Source organism: Cupriavidus sp. HY129, assembly GCF_059492215.1.
The window spans coordinates 1448826-1467163 of sequence record NZ_CP083254.1; the positions used below are offsets into that span (position 1 = coordinate 1448826).

The window sequence follows — 18338 nt, forward strand, 5'->3', positions numbered from 1 at the left end:
CTCGAGAGAATCTCCATGCCCAGTTTCAATCCATCGCGCCGCACGTTCCTGAAGACGAGCGTCGTGGCCGGGGTATCGGTTTGCATCGTGCCCCTCGCGGACAAGGCGGCTCTGGCCGCGTTGTTCGAAGAGAAGCACCTGACGCCGGTGCAAACCGATCCCGCCACCGGCGCGCCACGCTTCCGTGTGGATGGCATCGCCAAGGTCAACGGCGAAAAAGTCTTCGCACGCGATATCCGCGCACGCGATATGCCACACTGGCCCGCGCAGCAATCGCATGCCTTCATCGTGCGCACGACCCGTGCGGACCGTACCTTCGACGGCATCGACCTGAGCCTGCTCGGCGATGACCTGAAGCCCGACGTTGTGGTGACGGCCGCCGACCTGGAGCGCGACGGTGTGACGTTCCCGAAGTTCTACGGTGACGACATGCTGCTGCCGGTGGGCAAGACCCCGGCGTATCTTGGCCACGCGGTGGCCATCCTGATTTATCACGACTTCGCGCGCTTCCGCTTTGCCAAGGACAAGCTCAAGTATCGCGACGAGGTCGTGCGTTATGGCGCGCAGACTGGCGCGCTTGAGCGCGATCCCTGGGGCACGTTCCGTTTCGTGCGCGTGGGCGGCGCCACGCCGTTCGACGACGATGTGTTCTCGAGCCTGAAGTTCGCGCCGGTGTTCCCCAGCGCGATGCGCAAGCACCAGCCCGTTTGGCCGGACGGCAAGGACCACGGGCAGGTGGGCGAGCAGGGCATGGCCCATGCGAAGTCGATCCGCGACGAACTGGCAAGTCCACCGGCCAACTGGCTCGTGCTGGATCGCGAGTACAACACGCAGTCGATCGATACCGCAGCGCTCGAGGCCGATAACGCCAACTGCTGGTACGACCGCGACAACCAGACGCTGCACATGGTGGTGCCAACGCAGGCGCCGTCGGAGGTGGGCGAATCGACCGCGGAAATGCTGGCGCGCTGCAAGTCCGCGTTTCCGGTGAAGCAGGTGATCCTGCATCCGACCTACACGGTGGGCTACGGCTCGAAGGATCACTACAACTTCCCGTTCTACGGTCTGGTAACGGCGCTCTATGCCGGCAGCAAGCCCGTGCGGCTGGCCAACGACCGCTACGAGCAGTTCCAGACCGCGCTCAAGCGCCACGCGTTCAAGATGCACTACCGCATCGCGGTGGACAAGGAAACCGGACTGCTCCAGTCGTTCCAGGGCGACTTCGAGGCCAACGGTGGTGGCCGTATGAACTTCTCGCCGTCCGTGGCCATGGTCGGCGCGACGGCTGCGCAGTCGATCTATTACTTCCCGAAGAACGATCTCGCCACGGTGGCCATCGCCTCCCGTGCGATCGACGCTGGCTCGGCGCGCGGATATGGCACGCTGCAAAGCATGGCGGCGACCGAGATGATGATTGACGAGTTCGCCGAGCAGCTGAAGCTCGACCCGATCGAGTTCCGGCTGAAGAACGCGCTGCGCTCCGGCATGAAGAACACGCAGGGCGCGATTCCCGCCGGGGCTATTCGCGTGGATGAAGTGCTGGAAGCCTCGCGCAAGCATCCGCTGTGGACCAATCGCGCGAAGAAGAAGGCCGAGTACGAGGCCGCGCATCCGGGCCATCGCTATGGCGTGGGCTTTGCCTGTGTGCAGAAGGACTTCGGCACGGGCGCGGAGACATCGTTCGCGCGCGTCGAGATCGATGCCGAAGGCCGTATCGCGCTGTATCACTCAGGCGCGGAAATCGGCACCGGCATGTCGACGTCGCAGGCCTCCGCGGTGTCGCGCTGGCTGAGCCGCGCGGCCACGGACGTGCGGACGTCGATTACCGAGTGGCCGGACCTGCCCGTCACGACCAGTGGCGATCCCTACCTGATGAGCCAGGCGGATCAGGACAAGCTCTCGCAGAATCCGCGCTGGTCTCCGGGCTACGCGTCGCCATCCAGCGCGACGAACTCGGCCTACTACTTCACGCACAGCACGCGCGAAGCGGCCCGCGTGGTCTTCATGCATGGCCTGTGGCCGGCGGCGATGGCGATCTGGAGCCAGGGCATCGGCGGCGGCCAGGCGGCATCGCTGGTGGTGCGTGTGGAGGATGCCCGGTGGGTCGATGGCAAACTCAGCGCCGGCGGTCTGCAGGCGCTGCCATACGAACAGCTCGTCAAGAAGGCGCACGAACTGGGGCTGGTCACCGGCGCCACGGTGCACGTGTTCAATCGCTGGCAGTGGACCGAAGCCGATTTCGTCGTCAACGGCCAGGCCGTGCGGATTCCGGTGGATGGTTTGTCGGTACGCATGGGTGCGGGCGAAGCCAACGGCAAGCGCACGACCAATGGCTATGACGTGCTCGACCGACGCAAGGTCTATATCGCGCCGGTCCAGCGCAACAATGCGTCCGTGACGTACTACAGCGCGGTTGGCACGCTGGTCGAGCTGTCGGTGCACGAGGCCAGCGGCAAGGTCAGCCTGCTGACGCACCATTCGATCATGGAGTGCGGCTCGCAACTGTCGCCCGAATTGGTGTCGGGTCAGTTGCAGGGCGGCATCGCGATGGGCATCGGCCACGCGCTGCACGAGTTCCTGCCGCTCTACGAGGATGGCCCCGGCAACGGCACGTGGAATTTCAACCGCTATCACCTGCCGCGTGCCAGCGATGTGGCCGTATGGACGCAGACCGGAACCGTGCTGCCGCCCATTTCCGACACCGACCCGCCCAAGGGTATTGCCGAGGTGGTGATGATTCCGGTGGTGGGTGCCATCGTCAACGGTATCGCCCACGCCATTGGGCACCGCTTCACCGATTTGCCGGTCACGGCCGAAAAGATTCAGGAGGTACTGGCATGATCGCCACGCAAGCATTGTCGATGAACATCAACGGCAAGGACGTCGGCCCGCTCGAGGTGCCCGTCGGCCTGATGATGATCGATTTCCTGCACGAGTACGTGAACCTGACCGGCTCGCGGCTGGGGTGCGGACAGGGCGTCTGCCACGCCTGCGTGGCGATTCTCGACCACCCGGACGGCACGAGCGAAACCATTCGCACCTGCATCACGGGCGCGCATTTCTTCCAGGGCAAGCGCGTCCGCACCGTGGAAGGCCATGGCAAGCGCAATGACAAGGGCGAAGTCGTCGAGATGACGCCAGTGCAGCAGGCTTTCCTCAAGCACTTCAGCTTCCAGTGCGGCTACTGCACGCCCGGGTTCGTCAATGGCGCGACCGTGCTGGTGGAGAAACTCAAGCGTGAGCCGGTAGCGGCGGACAAGGTCGAGCAGACCATCATGTCGTCCATGGACGAGCACATCTGCCGCTGCACGGGCTATGTGCGGTACTACGAGGCCATCAAGGACGTGGTCACCAGCACGCCGGGGCTGGTGAAGGGGAAGGGCGCGCAATGACGACAATCCGATGGATTTCCGCGCTGGCCGCAGGCTCGGCGCTACTGCTTGCCGGATGCGGGTCGGGCAGTTCCGATGTGCCGCAGGCTGCCGACCTGGCGCCGGCCACGAAGCTGACCCCGGCCCAGCAGATCGAGCGTGGCCGCTACCTCGTGCGCGCGGCCGATTGCGCGGCCTGCCACACCGCGCCGAACGGGGCGCCATTCGCGGGCGGCGTGGAACTGGCTTCGCCGTTCGGCAAGTTCTACGGCACCAATATCACGCCGGACAAGGACCATGGCATCGGCAAATGGAGCGCCGACGATTTCTACAAGGCGCTTCATGATGGCGTGGCGCCCGACAAGCATCTGTATCCGGCGATGCCGTACACCTCGTACCGGGGTCTGTCGCGTACCGATACCGATGCGATGTACGCCTACCTGATGCAGCTCAAGCCGATAGCGGTGCAGAATCGCGAGCCAGAACTGGGCTTCCCGTACAACCAGCGTTTCGCCATGGCAGGCTGGAACCTGCTGTTCCGCAAGGATGCGTTGCCCGATGCATCGAAGGGCGAGTCGCCGGCGTGGATACGCGGCCGCTACCTGACCAACGCGCTCGGTCACTGCGCAGAGTGCCACACGCCACGCGGCAAGTTCGGACAGATGGATGGTGGTCGTCCGCTGACGGGTTCGGCGTTGGCGCGGGTGGGGGCTCCCGATATCTCGCCGGCCGGGCTGGCGGCGCGCGGATGGACTGCGGCGGACCTGCAGACGTTCTTCTCCACCGGCATCGCGCCCCAAGGCTCAGCCTACGGCGAGATGTTCCCCGTGGTGCATCTGAGCAGCCGTTACCTGAATGCCGCTGATGTCGGCGCGATGGCCACGTACCTGCTCGGCGACAAGCCGCCGGCACCGCATCCGCTGAAGCCGGCCAATGCCGACGCGGGTGCCATGGCCACGGGCCGCCAGCACTATCTGGCTGTCTGTGCGGGGTGCCACGGACGCGAAGGCGAAGGCAAGCCTCACGTCGCGGTGGCGATGCTTGGCAATTCGACGGTGCGTAATGCGGACCCGCGCAACCTGATCGTGTCGATGCTCGACGGCATCGAGCGGCAGGACTTCCCCGGGCTGGAGAGCATGCAGGATATGCCGGGATTCGCCACGCGCATGAACGATGCCGAGCTGGCGGCGCTCGCCAACTACCTGCGGGCCAGCTACGGCGGCCAGCCGGCCGATGTGACGGCTGACTCGGTCAAGGCGCTGCGCGAGACGCCGAGTCACTGATGTCGCACGGCATCTGAACTGTCGCCGCGCATCATCGAGGTTGGCGGATCGCCCGCTCTTTCACCATGTGGGAGAGCGGGGAGAATTCGCGTATTTCATGACCGTAAAGTGGTATTTGCGGCACCTAAAGTACGGCAGAACTACCGTTTTCCCCACAGTTGTTACTAAGCTTCAAGAGGATTGCCCGACTCTGGAGCAGTTCTTGTGTTCCATCTGTGGAGATCACGATGAAAACGAGGATGTTAATACCCATCGCCGTGGCAGCCGCCGGTATGCTGGCGGCGCCTTTTGCTCTTGCTCAGCACTCTGGTTCCATGAAGTCTTCTGGCTCGATGTCGTCATCGCCATCGTCATCGGGCACGATGCCGATGGGTGCGGCATCGCCGTATACGCCTCAGAAGTGGAGCAAGGGTGACAAGTTGCCAGCCGAGTTCCGTGACCGGCAGTACGTCATCGACAAGTACAAGGAATACAACCTCCCAGCGCCGAAGAAGGGCTACCACTGGGTGGGTATCGGTGCTGACTATTACCAGGTGTCGTCCAATGGGACGGTGTACTCGGTTGGGCCCGGAGGCTGATTGGCCGTTGCGGCCGCTGCTTATCCGAGCTTGAGATGTGAAACGCGCCGTGAGTGATCACGGCGCTTTTTTTTGCCTGGAATCTTGCGTTTGGGGATGACTGCCGGGGACGGGCTCAAGCCTCGGACGCCGTGCCCGGGAAGAACACGTCCTGCACCGCTGCCTCGATCGCGTCGAAGGCTTCGGGTTGCACGCGGATGCCGAGCTGTTTTTTCCAGCGATTGGACACGCGCCCCTTCTCCCGGAAGCAACTCGATATGAGTGTGGCGAGGTCGTGGTTGCGAATGTCGAACTCTGCCTCGACGCGCCTGACCACTTCGTCGTAGCCTTGCAGGAATTGTGTTTCGGCCTGGAGATCGTGTTCGAGGGCTTCCTTGACCATGCGCGCGCCGAATTCCACGCAGGGCGTGGCATCCCAATATCGATAGGGCATCGAGCCGGCATCGGTCTGGCAATCGAATTCATGCTCCCCCAGCGCCCATACGCGCCAAAGCGCGCGAGCCGGCTTCGAGAAGCTCTCCAGCGCCGCCAGGTAGTCCGATTCGTGACGCTTGATGGCCACCGAGACTGGCAGCAGGAAACCATGCGCCATTTTGCCGGACCGGCACAGCGCGTGGTGGATCAGGAAACGGGACAAGCGGCCGTTGCCATCCATGAACGGATGGATGAAGACGAACCAGAACGAGACGATGCTCGCCACAATCAGCGGATCGAGATTGCGGGGAGGATCGTTGGCGAAGGTTTCCAGTCCCTGCATCAGCGCTGGTACGTCGTCGGGGTTGGGCGGAACGTAGGTGACCGAAGCCGCGCCGTGGCCGCCCCGGCGCAGCCAGTTCTGCTCGGTCCGGTATTGCATGGCCTGATCGAACGGGTTGGTAATGATGTCGTTCTGCAGCTCCACCAGGTAGCGTTCATCCAGCGGCCGGCGTTCGTGCGCGTGACGCAGCAACTGGACAAATCGCTCGGTCTTGTCCTGAGTGGGGTGTTCGCGCTCGATCTCGAATGAGCTTTCCGTTTCGCTGAGATACGCCCAGTTGAGCGCTCGGTCCAGGATGTCTTTGCCGACGTTGGCAATAAAGGCGTCCATACGCGCGAACACGTCCATGTCCAGAATCGACTGGATCGATTCGGTACGGCGCACGGCCACGCACTGATCAAGTGAACCCAGCCCGTTGAAGCGCACGCGCCAGCGTGGATATAGTTGGCCGGGCTCCGCCGTGTAATACCGTTCGGGGTCGAACACGCTGACGTACGGCACTTTGTCCGAGTGCCGTGGTGCCAATGTGGCGCCCGTGAAATGCTCCCAGAGAAGCGCAGCCACACGGATGTATCGGCTGGTGGGGTGGCGGTCGAGTTCGAGCTGGAGTTCGGCTGCGCCGATCGGAGGGAGCGCCCCGGCCAGGATGGCCAGGTTGATGCCTTCGTGCTTGAGCGCGAACAGCAGATGGGTCAGATCAGAGGCGCCCTCTGCCGGTGCGACTTTGCGTGGAAACAGCACGGCATCGGCAGTCTCAAGAATGCGCGTAGTTGCCCCCGCACGTGCTTCACGAGTGACAGGGACGACGGGAAGATCCAGCCGTTCGCGCAACCAGGCATATCCAACCAGACGCATGTTCTGCACCGTCGATCCATCAAAGTGATGTTAGGGGCGCAACCTTTTTTTAGGTGAGCGATGAATTTTTATATTTCTCGCTACTTTCGTCTACTTTTTATTAGGAAGTGCGCAAAATGGGGGCGAGACCAGACCCCGGCCTAGCTGCCACCTTGCACACCAAATTCGCGCAATACGAACCTTTTTTATATTTCGCCTTGAAGCACCACACCAAATTTTAGGCGTGTGTGACGAAATCCCCCTTTCTACTTAACCCGGCAGTGCCTCATAAGTGACAAGGAACACCTGGTCGTCGCCGGCGCTGACCGAAAGCCAGACGATGTCGAGATCGGGGAAGGCCGCTTCGACGTTCTCGCGCTCGTTGCCGATTTCCACCACCAGCGCACCGCCCGGATTCAGGCGTTTCTTCGCGCCGGCGATGATCCGGCGCACAACGTCCATGCCGTCGTCGCCGCCGGCCAGCGCAATGCGCGGCTCCGCCATGTATTCGGGCGGCAGGTCGCGCATCGACTGCTCGTTGACGTACGGCGGGTTGGTCAGGATCACGTCGTACGTTGCGGTCGACGGCAACGGCGCGTAGAGGTCGCCTTCGTAGAGCGTGATGCGGTCTTCCATCTTGTAGTCCGCCACATTGCGGCGGGCCACGGCCAGGGCGTCGGACGAAATGTCCACCGCGTCGATTCGCGCGTGCGGCCAGACGTGCGCGGCGATGATCGGCAGGCAGCCGGAACCGGTGCACAGTTCCAGTACCGGGCCAATCTGCCCGGTATCACCGACCCACGGTTCCAGCCCATCCTGCAGCAGCTCGCCGATGAAGCTGCGCGGCACGATCACGCGGGAATCCACGTAGAAACGCAGCCCGTGCATGAACGCTTCGTGCGTGATGTAGGCGGCCGGAACACGTTCGTTTACGCGGCGATCGATCACCTTGTGCACGGCGTCGATCTCCTCTGGCAGCAGCCGGGCGTCGAGGAACGGGTCGAGGGTGTCCAGCGGCAGGTTCAGCGTATGCAGCACCAGGTAGGCGGCTTCGTCATAGGCGTTGGCGCTGCCATGGCCGAACGAGAGCTTCGCGGCGGTAAAGCGCGAAACCGCCAGGCGCAGCATGTCGCGGACGGTTTTCAGGGAAGAGGTGGTGGCCATGGGGATCAGGCAATCAGGCGTTCCAGCACGCCACGGTAAACGTTCTTGAGCGGTTCGACGAAGCGGACTTCCACGTGTTCGTCGATCTTGTGGATGCTGGCGTTTGGCGGGCCGAATTCGATGACCTGCGGGCAGATCTTCGCGATGAAACGGCCGTCGGAGGTGCCGCCGGTGGTCGAGAGTTCCGTCTTCACGCCGGTCTCGGCCGCGATGGCTGCACCCAGTGCTTCGGACAGGTCGCCGCGCGGCGTCAGGAACGGCTCGCCGCCCAGCGTCCAGTCGAGCGTGTAGTCGAGCCCGTGCTGGTCGAGGATCGCGTGCACGCGCGACTTCAGGCTGTCAGGCGTGCTGGCCGTCGAGAAGCGGAAGTTGAAATCGATCGTCACGTGGCCCGGGATCACGTTGGTCGCGCCGGTGCCGCCATGGATATTCGACATCTGCCACGTGGTGGGCGGGAAATACTCGTTGCCCGCGTCCCATACCTCGGTCACCAGCGCGGTCATTGCCGGCGCCGCAAGGTGGATCGGGTTGCGCGCCAGGTGCGGGTAGGCGATGTGGCCCTGCACACCCTTGACCGTGAGCTTGCCGGACAGCGAGCCACGGCGGCCGTTCTTGACCATGTCGCCGAGCGTGTCGACCGAGGTCGGTTCGCCTACCACGCAATAGTCGAGACGTTCGCCGCGCGCCTTCAGCGCTTCCACCACCTTCACGGTGCCGTCATGCGCGGGGCCTTCCTCGTCGCTTGTGATCAGGAAGGCGATCGATCCCTTGTGCTCGGGGTGTTTCGCCACGAATTCTTCTACTGCCACCACGAAGCCGGCAATCGACGTCTTCATGTCGGCCGCGCCCCGGCCGTAGAGCTTGCCATCGCGATGGGAGGGCTCGAACGGGTCCGAAGACCATTGGTCGAGCGGGCCGGTCGGCACTACGTCGGTATGGCCGGCAAAGGCCAGCAGCTTGCCTGCGGTGCCCTGGGTGCCGCGCTTGACCGCCCACAGGTTGGTGACGCGGAAATCGTCAGGGCCGCTGACGATGTTCTCGCAGGTAAAGCCAAGGGCCTTGAGTCGGGTCTCGAGCACGGCCTGGCAACCTTCGTCGGCGGGGGTGACCGAGCGGCGGCGGATCAGGTCTTCGGTCAGGGCAAGGGTCGGGTTCATGGGGCGGGGGATGAATCGTTAAAACAGGGCGGCGTAGCCGTCAGCGGAAAAACCGACGCTGACCTTGCCGTCGCGGTCCAGCACGGGACGCTTGATCAGCGACGGGCTGGTCTGCATCAGCGCGATGGCGCCGGCTTCGGACTCGGCGCGCGTCTTGTCCGCATCGGACAGCGCGCGGTACGTGGTGCCCTTCTTGTTCAGCAACGTGGTCAGGGGCACGTGCTTGAGCCAGGCGCGCAACATCTTCTCGTCGACGCCTTGCTTCTTGAAATCGTGGAACGTGTAGTCGACGCCGTTCGACTCCAGCCAGGTACGGGCACGCTTGACGGTGTCGCAGTTGGGAATGCCGTAGAGCAGGGTAGTCATGGTGTCAGGTTCGGGTTCAGCGGAACAGCAGGTTGAGCGCGATGACCAGTCCACCCAGGCCAAGTGCCACGCCGGCCATGGCCACGGCGGTCATCAGGCGCAGGCGCCGGTCAAGGCGCGCGGCTTCGCGGCGCAATGCCTCGATCGTGATGGCGTGCTGCTCGGCCAGCAGCTTGACGGCCTCGGCCTGCTGCATGGCGGTGGTTTCCAGCTCCGCGATGCGAGCGGCCGGGTCGCGTGTGTCGGCCGCGCCGGGTTGCGCGCCTTCCTCGTCCTTCTTCTTGCCTTTCTTGAGCTTCTCGATGGTCTTGTTGGCCTGTTCGAGGATGGTCGGCAGGAGGGAGAGGACGGTACTGACGGTGGCGGGGTCGAGGGCCATGAGTCGCTTGCGGAGGGATGGCATCGGCTGGGCTTCGCGCCGCCGGGGCGTGCCCGGCGGCGGCATTGCTGTCAAGGCGCGATTCAGTCGCGCAGCAGGTCGTTCAGGCTGGTCTTGGCGCGGGTTTGCGCGTCCACCTTCTTGACGATCACGGCGCAGTACAGGCTGTACTTGCCATCCTTCGACGGCAGGTTGCCGGCCACGACGACCGAACCGGCAGGCACGCGACCGTAGTGGATTTCGCCCGTTTCACGGTCGTAGATCTTGGTCGACTGGCCCAGGTACACGCCCATCGAGATCACCGAGTTTTCCTCGATGATCACGCCTTCCACGACTTCCGAACGGGCGCCGATGAAGCAGTTGTCCTCGATGATGACCGGGTTGGCCTGCAGCGGCTCGAGCACGCCGCCGATGCCGACGCCGCCCGACAGGTGCACGTTCTTGCCGATCTGCGCGCACGAGCCGACGGTGGCCCACGTGTCGACCATGGTGCCTTCATCCACGTAGGCGCCAATGTTGACGTACGACGGCATCAGCACGGCGTTCCTGGCGATGTACGAACCGCGGCGGGCCACGGCGGGCGGCACCACGCGGAAGCCGGCCTTCGCGAAGTCGTCGCCAGTCCAGTTGGCGAACTTGGTCGGCACCTTGTCGTAGAACTGGGCAAAGCCGCCAGCGCTCATCGGCGCGTTGTCTTCCAGACGGAACGACAGCAGCACAGCCTTCTTGATCCACTGGTTGACGACCCAGTCCTTGCCTTGCTTCTCGGCCACGCGCAGTGCGCCCGAATCGAGTTGCGAGATCACGTTGGCCACCGCTTCGCGGATGTCGTTCGGCGCGGACTTCGGCGACAGGCTGGTGCGGTCTTCCCAGGCCTGGTCGATCAGGGCTTGCAGTGCTTGCGTCATGGTTGTGTTCTCAGTGGTGAATATGTATCGGGAGTGATGCCGGAAATCCTCGTTCCGGCTTCAGGACATTCGGTGATTCAGGGTGAAGCGTTCGCGCCGGTCAGCCCAGCGACTTGCAGAATTCGACAATCCGGCGCGCGCCTTCGAGGCATTCGTCCGGGGTGGCCACCAGCGCCATGCGGACCCGGTTCGCGCCGGGATTCATGCCGTGGGCGTCGCGAGCCAGATAGCTGCCGGGCAGTACCGTCAGGTTCTGTTCGGCCAGCAGCCGCACGGCGAACTCGGTGTCCGACAGGCCAGTGCGCGAGACATCGGCCCACAGGTAGAACGCCGCATCGGGCAGCGCCACGTCGAGCACCCCTGCCAGCATCGGCGTGACCTCGGCGAACTTGCGCACATAGGCCGCGCGGTTCTCGCGCACGTGCGCCTCGTCGCCCCACGCCGCGGCGCTGGCGGCCTGCACGGCCGGGTTCATCGCGGCGCCGTGGTAGGTGCGGTAGAGCAGGAATTTCTTCAGGATCTCGGGATCGCCAGCGACGAAGCCCGAGCGCAGGCCCGGCACGTTCGATCGCTTTGACAGGCTCGAGAACATCACCAGCCGTTCCAGGCCCCGGCCAAGCTTGTGGGCCGCTTCGAGCGCGCCGAGCGGCGGCTTTGCTTCGTCGAAGTAGATCTCCGAGTAGCACTCGTCGGAGGCAATCACGAAGCCATAGCGGTCGGACAATTCGAAAAGCTGCTTCCAGTCTTCGAGCGACAGCACCGCGCCGGTCGGGTTACCCGGCGAGCAGACGTACAGCAGTTGCACGTGCGGCCAGACATCGGCGCCGATCTGGTCGAACGCCGGCGCGAAGTTGCGCGCCGGATCGCTGTTGGCGAACACCGGACGGGCGCCGGCCAGCAGGGCCGCGCCTTCATAGATCTGGTAGAACGGGTTCGGGCACAGCACCAGCGGGTTGGGCTTGCTGCTGTCGATCACGGTCTGGGCGAACGCGAACAGTGCCTCGCGCGAACCGGTGACGGGCAATACCTCGGTGGCGGCATCGACCTTCGGCAGGTTGTAGCGGCGTTCGAGCCAGCCCGCGATGCACGCGCGCAGCGCGTCGCTGCCGGCGGTGCTCGGGTAGTTGGCCAGGCCGCCGAGCGACGCGGTCATCGCTTCCTTGATGAAGGCCGGGGTGGGGTGCTTGGGTTCGCCGATGCCGAAACTGATTGCCGGGACGGCGGCCGGTTTCACATCGGCCACCAGCGCGCGCAGTTTCTCGAAAGGATAGGTTTGGAGCAGGTCGAGGCGCGGATTCACGGTGGCAGCGGCGGGGCGGTTGAAACGCAGCATTATAAAGGAATGCCGCCCATCGCCGCGCGCGTGAATCGGGCAAATCCGCCCCGGCTGGCGCCGGAGATCAGTACAGCATCACCCGCGACACCACAGCCACGATCGGCCGGCGCAGAAACCGCTCCACCCGGGCGTTGAGGTGCAGTGGGCGCAACAGCATCCTGACCGTCATTTCCAGCGGCAGATGACGCCGGATAACGGCGCTGCAGCGGGAATTCAGCGCCCTGACATCGCCCTCGGGCACGTCTTCGCGTTCATGTTCGATCCGCAGGACGTTGCGCAGCGCGATCTCGGCGTCCTCGTTCTTGATTTCCAGCAGCCGCCGGGCCAGCGCGCCAAGTACCTTGGTGCGGCCGAGCCGCTCGTGCTCGTGCAGCGCGTTGAAGTAGCGATAGAAGTGCTTGTAGTGGCGCACTTCGTCATTGGCGATGCGGCGGGTCAGATCGCGCAGCACCGGTTCGTCGCTGGCCTGTTCCAGTGCGCGGTAGTAGGTGGCGGTGCCGGTTTCCACCACGCAGCGGGCGGCCATTTCCAGGGCCAGCGAGTGCTCGAAATTGTCGATCGAGCAGGTCACGCTGTATTCGTCGAAGAAGCGCCGGTATCCACGTTCCCAGTCGAATTCGGGCCAGACATGCTCCACGTAGCGGCGTAGCGCCTGCCCGTGCTGGAGTTCCTCGCACTCCCAGTGTTCGGCGAGCCACCGGGCGGCTTCGGGTACATCGGCGTAGTACTTGGCGAGGTTGCCCGCGTAGGTGTCGGATCCGCTTTCGATGAACGAGGCGGCGGCGAGCAGATAGAACAGCGTGCGGTTGTTGCGTACCTTGGCGACATCGATCGACGAAAAGTCGATCTCCGATATTGACCAGGGCAGGTCCCCCGGCGCCGTGGCCGGGTGCGTTGCGGTCATGCTCAATCCTCCATCCAGACTGCTGCTTGGCGCTTCAGGCTGGCCGCTGTCACGTCGAGTGCGGAGAACGGCCCGGAGGGCGATGAGGCCGGAGGGGACTCCGGGATCACGCCGGCATAGTGAGAGACTAGCACTAACCCTAAGAAGTTTCCTGGCGGATCGGCCAGACTTTGACTGCGGCGCGTATTTGCCAAACAACGGCGTGCGCCTAGAAAATCCTTGCAGCAACGCTGGCAACTGACGGATATCTATAGGTTTTCGGCGCCGGGGGATAGCGGCGTTACGACCCGCGCAACGGTAGATAAAGCGGCCGGCCGAGAGAATGGCGATGGTATGATTAGCGCCAATCTATCGGGCACCGGGGGCAGGATGCGGCGCAGGCGTCACGTCTGGGCGGCGGGCTCCGTATGGCCCGGCTTATCCAATTGCGTATCGCCCAAACCACACGACAACCGTGCGACTGTCCTCGATCAAGCTGGCGGGCTTCAAGTCCTTCGTCGATCCCACCAATTTTCAAGTGCCCGGCCAACTGGTCGGCATCGTAGGTCCCAACGGCTGCGGCAAATCCAACATCATCGACGCGGTACGCTGGGTGCTCGGCGAATCACGCGCCTCGGAGCTGCGTGGCGAGTCGATGCAGGACGTGATTTTCAACGGTTCCACGGCGCGCAAGCCGGCCGGTCGCGCCAGTGTCGAGCTGGTGTTCGACAACGCCGAAGGCCGCGCGGCCGGACAGTGGAGCCAGTACGCCGAAGTCGCGGTCAAGCGCGTGCTGACGCGTGACGGCACGTCCTCCTATTACATCAACAACCAGCCGGTGCGCCGCAAGGACATCCAGGACATCTTCCTGGGTACCGGCCTGGGTCCGCGCGCCTACGCCATCATCGGGCAGGGCATGATCTCGCGGATCATCGAGGCCAAGCCCGATGACATGCGGATCTTCCTGGAAGAAGCCGCCGGTGTTTCCAAGTACAAGGAACGCCGCCGCGAGACCGAGAACCGGCTGGGCGACACGCGCGAAAACCTGACCCGCGTGGAAGACATCCTGCGCGAACTCGGCAATAACCTCGATAAGCTCGAGGGCCAGGCCGAAGTGGCGCAGCGTTTCCGCCAACTGCAGGCGGAAGGCGAAGAGAAGCAGCATCTGTTGTGGCTCTTGCGCAAGCGCGAGGCCCAGGCAGAACAGGAGCGCCACGCACGCGCGATCGACCAGGCACAGATCGACCTGGAAGCCCAGACCGCGCAATTGCGCCATGTCGAGGCCGAACTGGAAACGATGCGCGCGGCGCACTATGCGGCCTCGGACGGCATGCACGCGGCCCAGGGCTCGCTGTATGAAGCCAACACCGAGGTCAGCAAGCTCGAGGCCGAGATCCGCTACGTCGTTGAATCGCGCAACCGTTTGCAGGCTCAGATCGCCGCGCTGACCACTCAACGCGAGCAATGGCAGGGCAAGTCCGATCAGGCGAATGACGAACTGGCGCAGGCCGAGGAAAACCTGGCGCTGGCCGAGGCACGCACGATCGAGTCGCAGGAAACCGTCGCGCAGAAGAGCGACGAACTGCCGACGCTGGAAGGCCAATGGCGCGATGCCCAGCAGATGCTCAACGAGCAGCGCGCCGGCATCATGCAGGCCGAGCAGGCACTGAAGCTCGAAGCCGCGCATCAGCGCAACGCCAACCAGATGCTCCAGCAACTCGAGCAGCGCAAGGAGCGACTGCAGGGCGAGGAAAAGGGCCTGGATCGTCCGGACGAAGTCCGTCTGGAAGAACTGCGCATGGATCTGACCGAGCAGGAAGCGCTGCTCGAGGAAGCGCAGGCCGTGCTGATGGACAGCGAGGAGGCGGTTCCCCGCCTGGACGGCGAACGCCGTGCGGCGCAGGAGCGCGTGCAGAGCGAGGCTGCGGCGATCGCTTCGCTGGAAGCCCGTCTGTCCGCGCTGCGACAGTTGCAGGAGAACGTGCAGACCGACGGCAAGGTTCAGCCGTGGCTGGAGCGTCATGGGCTAGCCGAGCTTCCGCGTCTCTGGAAGAAGGTGCATATCGAGCCGGGCTGGGAAAACGCGCTCGAATCGGTGTTGCGCGAGAAGCTGGCCGCGCTGGAAGTGTCGAACCTCGACTGGGTCAAGGCATTCCTCTCGGACGCGCCGCCCGCCAAGCTGGCGTTCTACTCGCCGCCGCCTGCCGCGCGTCCCGTAGAGGCCCCGGCCGGGCTGCGTCCGCTGATGTCGCTGCTGCAGATCACCGAGCCCGGCATTCGTGCCGTGATGCAGGACTGGCTGGCCGATATCTATACCGCGACCGACATGACGCAGGCGCTGGCCGCGCGCGGCACGCTGCCCGAGGGCGCGCAGTTCGTGGTGGCCGAAGGCCATCTGGTCGGCCGCAATGCGATTCAGATCTATGCTGCCGACTCGGAACAGGCCGGGATGCTGGCTCGCGAGCAGGAGATCGAGAATCTGCAGAAGCAGGCCCGTGCCCAGATGCTGTTGTCGGACGAAGCCAGGACGCAGTCGGTGCGTGCCGAGTCGGCGTATACGCACGCCAGCGCGGTGCTGATCGACACGCGGTCTCGTGCCGAGCAGGCCACGCGCCGGGTGCACACGCTGCAGATGGACGTGCTCAAGCTCTCGCAGGCGATGGAGCGGTTCTCGGCGCGTAGCAATCAGATTCGCGAGGAACTGGCCGAGATCGACGCGCAGATCGACGAGCAACGCGCGATTCGCGCCGAATCGGAAGCCAGCTTCGAGCAGCACGACGCTCAACTGGCTGATATGCAGGCCTCGCACGAAGACCAGCAGATGGCCTTCGAGGGCATGGATGCGAAGCTGAGCGGGGCACGCCAGCAGTTGCGCGATCTCGAACGCGCCGCGCAGGAAGCGCTGTTCGCCGAACGCAATCTCGCCGGCCGTATCGACGAACTGCGCCGCAATATCCAGATGGCAGGCGATCAGAGCGAGCGCATCGCCGAGTCGCTTGAAAATGCGCGCGCCGAACTCGAAACGATCAACGAGCAGACCGCCAACACCGGCCTGCAGGAAGCGCTGGAAGTGCGCGCCGAGAAGGAGCAGAAGCTGTCCGCCGCGCGTATTGAACTCGACGCGCTCTCGGCCCAGCTTCGCCAGTTCGATGAACAGCGCCTGGCCGCCGAACGCAGCCTGCAGCCGCTGCGCGACCGCATCACCGAATGCCAGCTCAAGGAGCAGGCCGCGCGCCTGAACCAGGATCAGTTCACGGAGCAACTGGCCACGGCGGAAGTCGATGAAGCCGCGCTGGCCGAGAAGCTGACTGGCGACCTGAAGCCGTCCTACCTGCAGGGCGAGGTCACGCGCCTGAACAACGCCATCAACGCGCTGGGCCCGGTCAACATGGCCGCGCTTGATGAACTGACCGCGGCACGCGAGCGAAAGACCTTCCTCGATGCGCAGACCGCCGACCTGACCGACGCTATCAACACCCTGGAGGACGCGATCGCCAAGATCGACCAGGAAACGCGGGCACTGCTGCAAGGCACTTTCGACCAGGTCAATCACCACTTCGGCGAACTGTTCCCCTCGCTGTTCGGTGGCGGCCAGGCACGTCTGATCATGACCGGAGAGGAGATCCTCGACGCCGGCGTGCAGGTGATGGCCCAACCGCCGGGCAAGAAGAACTCGACGATTCACCTGCTGTCCGGCGGCGAGAAGGCGCTGACCGCGATCGCGCTGGTGTTCGCAATGTTCCAGCTCAACCCCGCTCCGTTCTGCTTGCTCGATGAGGTGGATGCGCCGTTGGACGATGCCAACACCGAGCGCTATGCCAACATGGTTGCGCGGATGTCCGACAAGACCCAGTTCGTATTTATTTCCCACAACAAGATTGCGATGGAGATGGCCCACCAGTTGATCGGCGTGACAATGCAGGAGCAGGGTGTATCGCGGATCGTGGCGGTGGACATGGATGCAGCCGTATCGATGGCGGAGGTCGCTTAAGATGGAACTGCAGAACGCATTGATCATCGCTGGTGTCGTATTGCTCCTGCTGCTGGTGGCCTATAACCGCTGGCAGATCTACAAGGCGCGCCGCGTGCGGCCGCTGATGCCCGAGGACGACGTTCAGCCGATGCGGGAGCCGGTGGTGGGCAAGACCACCCATCCCGAGACGGCGGCCAAGCTCAAGGAGGCCACGCCGCCGGAGCAAGTCTCGCGCCGTGAGCCGACGCTTGGTGGGGGCGGGCAGCGTCCCGCCGAACACGACGAGGACGAGGACGTGGCGACGGTGGCGGCGGCAGCCCGCGCGGCAGCCAGCACCGCGGATGCCGACGAGGCGGTGGCGGACGAGGTCGCTGTAGCCGCCTCGCCAGCGGCGGCGCATGCCGCCAAAGACGTGACACCGGCCGAGGCCGACGAACAGGCGGAAGCCCAAGAGGCGCCTGCCCGCGCGCAGCCTGCCGAGGCCGAGACCCTCAATGGTCAGCCCACGCCTGCGGTGATTGACCCGTTGATCGACTGCATCGTGCCGATGCATCTGGAACGCAAAGCGTCGGGCGATCGTATTTTGCCGCTGACGGGCCGTCTGCGTCGCGCCGGTACCAAGCAGGTGCATATCGAGGGCCTGCGCGTCGAATCCAACGCGTGGGAAGCCGTGACCGCAGGTCACCAGTACGAAGACATCCAGGTGGCCGTGCAACTGGCGAATCGCAGTGGTCCGCTCAACGCGCTTGAATTCTCCGAATTCGTCAACGCGGTGGAAGCCCTGTCCGAATCGCTCGATGCATCGGCGGACCTGCCGGACATGACCGAGACCGTCGGGAATGCGCGCGAACTCGACGCGTTTGCGGCGGGCGCGGACGTGCAGCTCGGCGTGAACGTGATCTCCGATGGCGCGCCGTGGTCGGCCGCCTATGTCCAGACGGTGGCGACGCAGGACGGGCTGGTGCTGTCGCGCGACGGCACACGCTTCATCCGCTATGAACCGGGCGCCGACGGCCTGCAACGGCCGCTGTTCACGCTGCAATTCGGCGATACCAACTTCCTGCGCGACGACCTGACGTTGAGCGCCGGCCGACAGATCACGCTGCTGCTCGACGTGCCGCAGGCATCGCAGGCGGCCAAGCCGTTCAAGACCGTGTGCGAATACGGGTACAGCCTGGCCCAGCGCATGGGCGCGCAACTGGTCGACGACAATATGCGGCCGCTGACCGAGGCGTCGTTCGTGGCGATCTTCGGCCAACTCGAGAAGTTATACGAGAAGCTGGAATCGCGCGGAATGCCCGCCGGATCACCTGTTGCCGTGCGCTTGTTCAGCCAGTAACGGAGCCAGT

General features: G+C 64.3%; 14 protein-coding genes. 6 read left to right on the forward strand and 8 right to left on the reverse strand.

Annotated elements, in window-relative coordinates:
• The first annotated feature begins 15 nt into the window (after nt 1–15).
• The 4 genes from K6G35_RS06685 to K6G35_RS06700 all read left to right on the forward strand — a co-directional run bounded on the left by K6G35_RS06685 (nt 16) and on the right by K6G35_RS06700 (nt 5232).
• A complete protein-coding gene (locus tag K6G35_RS06685; RefSeq protein WP_495676230.1) occupies nt 16–2841 on the forward strand; it encodes a xanthine dehydrogenase family protein molybdopterin-binding subunit in 2826 nt (941 codons plus the stop codon).
• Entirely contained in the window at nt 2838–3392 is a 555-nt protein-coding gene (locus K6G35_RS06690) for a (2Fe-2S)-binding protein (protein ID WP_008649088.1), read from the forward strand. The genes K6G35_RS06685 and K6G35_RS06690 overlap by 4 nt, the downstream gene beginning before the upstream one ends.
• Nucleotides 3389–4654 carry a c-type cytochrome gene (locus K6G35_RS06695; RefSeq protein ID WP_495676231.1) on the forward strand — a complete coding sequence of 422 codons (1266 nt, stop codon included), beginning with the start codon at nt 3389–3391 and terminating at the stop codon, nt 4652–4654. The genes K6G35_RS06690 and K6G35_RS06695 overlap by 4 nt, the downstream gene beginning before the upstream one ends.
• A gap of 314 nt (nt 4655–4968) precedes the next feature.
• Nucleotides 4969–5232: an RcnB family protein gene (locus K6G35_RS06700; protein WP_411431790.1), complete on the forward strand. Its 264-nt coding sequence runs from the start codon at nt 4969–4971 to the stop codon at nt 5230–5232.
• Between the two features lie 115 nt (nt 5233–5347).
• On the opposite strand, the gene K6G35_RS06705 is transcribed toward K6G35_RS06700, so the two are convergent.
• From K6G35_RS06705 to K6G35_RS06740, 8 genes are all read right to left on the reverse strand, one after another.
• Entirely contained in the window at nt 5348–6844 is a 1497-nt protein-coding gene (locus K6G35_RS06705) for a Fic family protein (protein ID WP_035882011.1), read from the reverse strand.
• A 249-nt stretch (nt 6845–7093) separates the two neighbouring features.
• A complete protein-coding gene (gene prmB, locus K6G35_RS06710) occupies nt 7094–7987 on the reverse strand; it encodes a 50S ribosomal protein L3 N(5)-glutamine methyltransferase (protein WP_008649084.1) in 894 nt (297 codons plus the stop codon).
• 5 nt (nt 7988–7992) lie between these two features.
• Nucleotides 7993–9144: a succinyl-diaminopimelate desuccinylase gene (gene dapE, locus K6G35_RS06715; RefSeq protein ID WP_495676232.1), complete on the reverse strand. Its 1152-nt coding sequence runs from the start codon at nt 9142–9144 to the stop codon at nt 7993–7995.
• A gap of 18 nt (nt 9145–9162) precedes the next feature.
• Complete coding sequence (locus K6G35_RS06720) at nt 9163–9510, reverse strand: arsenate reductase (protein WP_008649082.1); 348 nt, start codon at nt 9508–9510, stop codon at nt 9163–9165.
• A gap of 16 nt (nt 9511–9526) precedes the next feature.
• Nucleotides 9527–9913 carry a hypothetical protein gene (locus tag K6G35_RS06725; protein WP_029308066.1) on the reverse strand — a complete coding sequence of 129 codons (387 nt, stop codon included), beginning with the start codon at nt 9911–9913 and terminating at the stop codon, nt 9527–9529.
• Between the two features lie 59 nt (nt 9914–9972).
• The gene (gene dapD, locus K6G35_RS06730; RefSeq protein WP_008649080.1) at nt 9973–10797 is read right to left on the reverse strand and encodes a 2,3,4,5-tetrahydropyridine-2,6-dicarboxylate N-succinyltransferase; all 825 of its coding nucleotides are present in this window, start codon (nt 10795–10797) and stop codon (nt 9973–9975) included.
• A gap of 100 nt (nt 10798–10897) precedes the next feature.
• A complete protein-coding gene (gene dapC, locus K6G35_RS06735) occupies nt 10898–12097 on the reverse strand; it encodes a succinyldiaminopimelate transaminase (protein ID WP_035882151.1) in 1200 nt (399 codons plus the stop codon).
• A 100-nt stretch (nt 12098–12197) separates the two neighbouring features.
• Nucleotides 12198–13037, reverse strand: coding sequence for a ferritin-like domain-containing protein (locus K6G35_RS06740; RefSeq protein ID WP_286880798.1), 840 nt, complete (start codon nt 13035–13037; stop codon nt 12198–12200).
• A gap of 454 nt (nt 13038–13491) precedes the next feature.
• On the opposite strand from K6G35_RS06740, the gene smc reads away from it, so the two are divergent.
• Together smc and K6G35_RS06750 are read left to right on the forward strand one after the other, a co-directional pair.
• Nucleotides 13492–17007 carry a chromosome segregation protein SMC gene (smc, locus tag K6G35_RS06745; protein ID WP_035882015.1) on the forward strand — a complete coding sequence of 1172 codons (3516 nt, stop codon included), beginning with the start codon at nt 13492–13494 and terminating at the stop codon, nt 17005–17007.
• Nucleotide 17008: 1 nt separating this feature from the next.
• Complete coding sequence (locus tag K6G35_RS06750) at nt 17009–18328, forward strand: cell division protein ZipA C-terminal FtsZ-binding domain-containing protein (protein ID WP_495676233.1); 1320 nt, start codon at nt 17009–17011, stop codon at nt 18326–18328.
• Nucleotides 18329–18338: the final 10 nt, after the last annotated feature.

What these genes read in the sequence shown, in the direction of transcription:
- K6G35_RS06695 (WP_495676231.1), top strand. Translation starts at nt 3,389, where the DNA reads ATGACGACAATCCGATGGATTTCCGCGCTGGCCGCAGGCTCGGCGCTA.
- K6G35_RS06700 (WP_411431790.1), top strand. Translation starts at nt 4,969, where the DNA reads ATGAAGTCTTCTGGCTCGATGTCGTCATCGCCATCGTCATCGGGCACG.
- K6G35_RS06750 (WP_495676233.1), top strand. Translation starts at nt 17,009, where the DNA reads ATGGAACTGCAGAACGCATTGATCATCGCTGGTGTCGTATTGCTCCTG.
- dapD (WP_008649080.1), bottom strand. Translation starts at nt 10,797, where the DNA reads ATGACGCAAGCACTGCAAGCCCTGATCGACCAGGCCTGGGAAGACCGC.
- K6G35_RS06720 (WP_008649082.1), bottom strand. Translation starts at nt 9,510, where the DNA reads ATGACTACCCTGCTCTACGGCATTCCCAACTGCGACACCGTCAAGCGT.
- K6G35_RS06690 (WP_008649088.1), top strand. Translation starts at nt 2,838, where the DNA reads ATGATCGCCACGCAAGCATTGTCGATGAACATCAACGGCAAGGACGTC.
- dapE (WP_495676232.1), bottom strand. Translation starts at nt 9,144, where the DNA reads ATGAACCCGACCCTTGCCCTGACCGAAGACCTGATCCGCCGCCGCTCG.
- K6G35_RS06725 (WP_029308066.1), bottom strand. Translation starts at nt 9,913, where the DNA reads ATGCCATCCCTCCGCAAGCGACTCATGGCCCTCGACCCCGCCACCGTC.
- K6G35_RS06705 (WP_035882011.1), bottom strand. Translation starts at nt 6,844, where the DNA reads ATGCGTCTGGTTGGATATGCCTGGTTGCGCGAACGGCTGGATCTTCCC.
- K6G35_RS06740 (WP_286880798.1), bottom strand. Translation starts at nt 13,037, where the DNA reads ATGACCGCAACGCACCCGGCCACGGCGCCGGGGGACCTGCCCTGGTCA.
- prmB (WP_008649084.1), bottom strand. Translation starts at nt 7,987, where the DNA reads ATGGCCACCACCTCTTCCCTGAAAACCGTCCGCGACATGCTGCGCCTG.
- K6G35_RS06685 (WP_495676230.1), top strand. Translation starts at nt 16, where the DNA reads ATGCCCAGTTTCAATCCATCGCGCCGCACGTTCCTGAAGACGAGCGTC.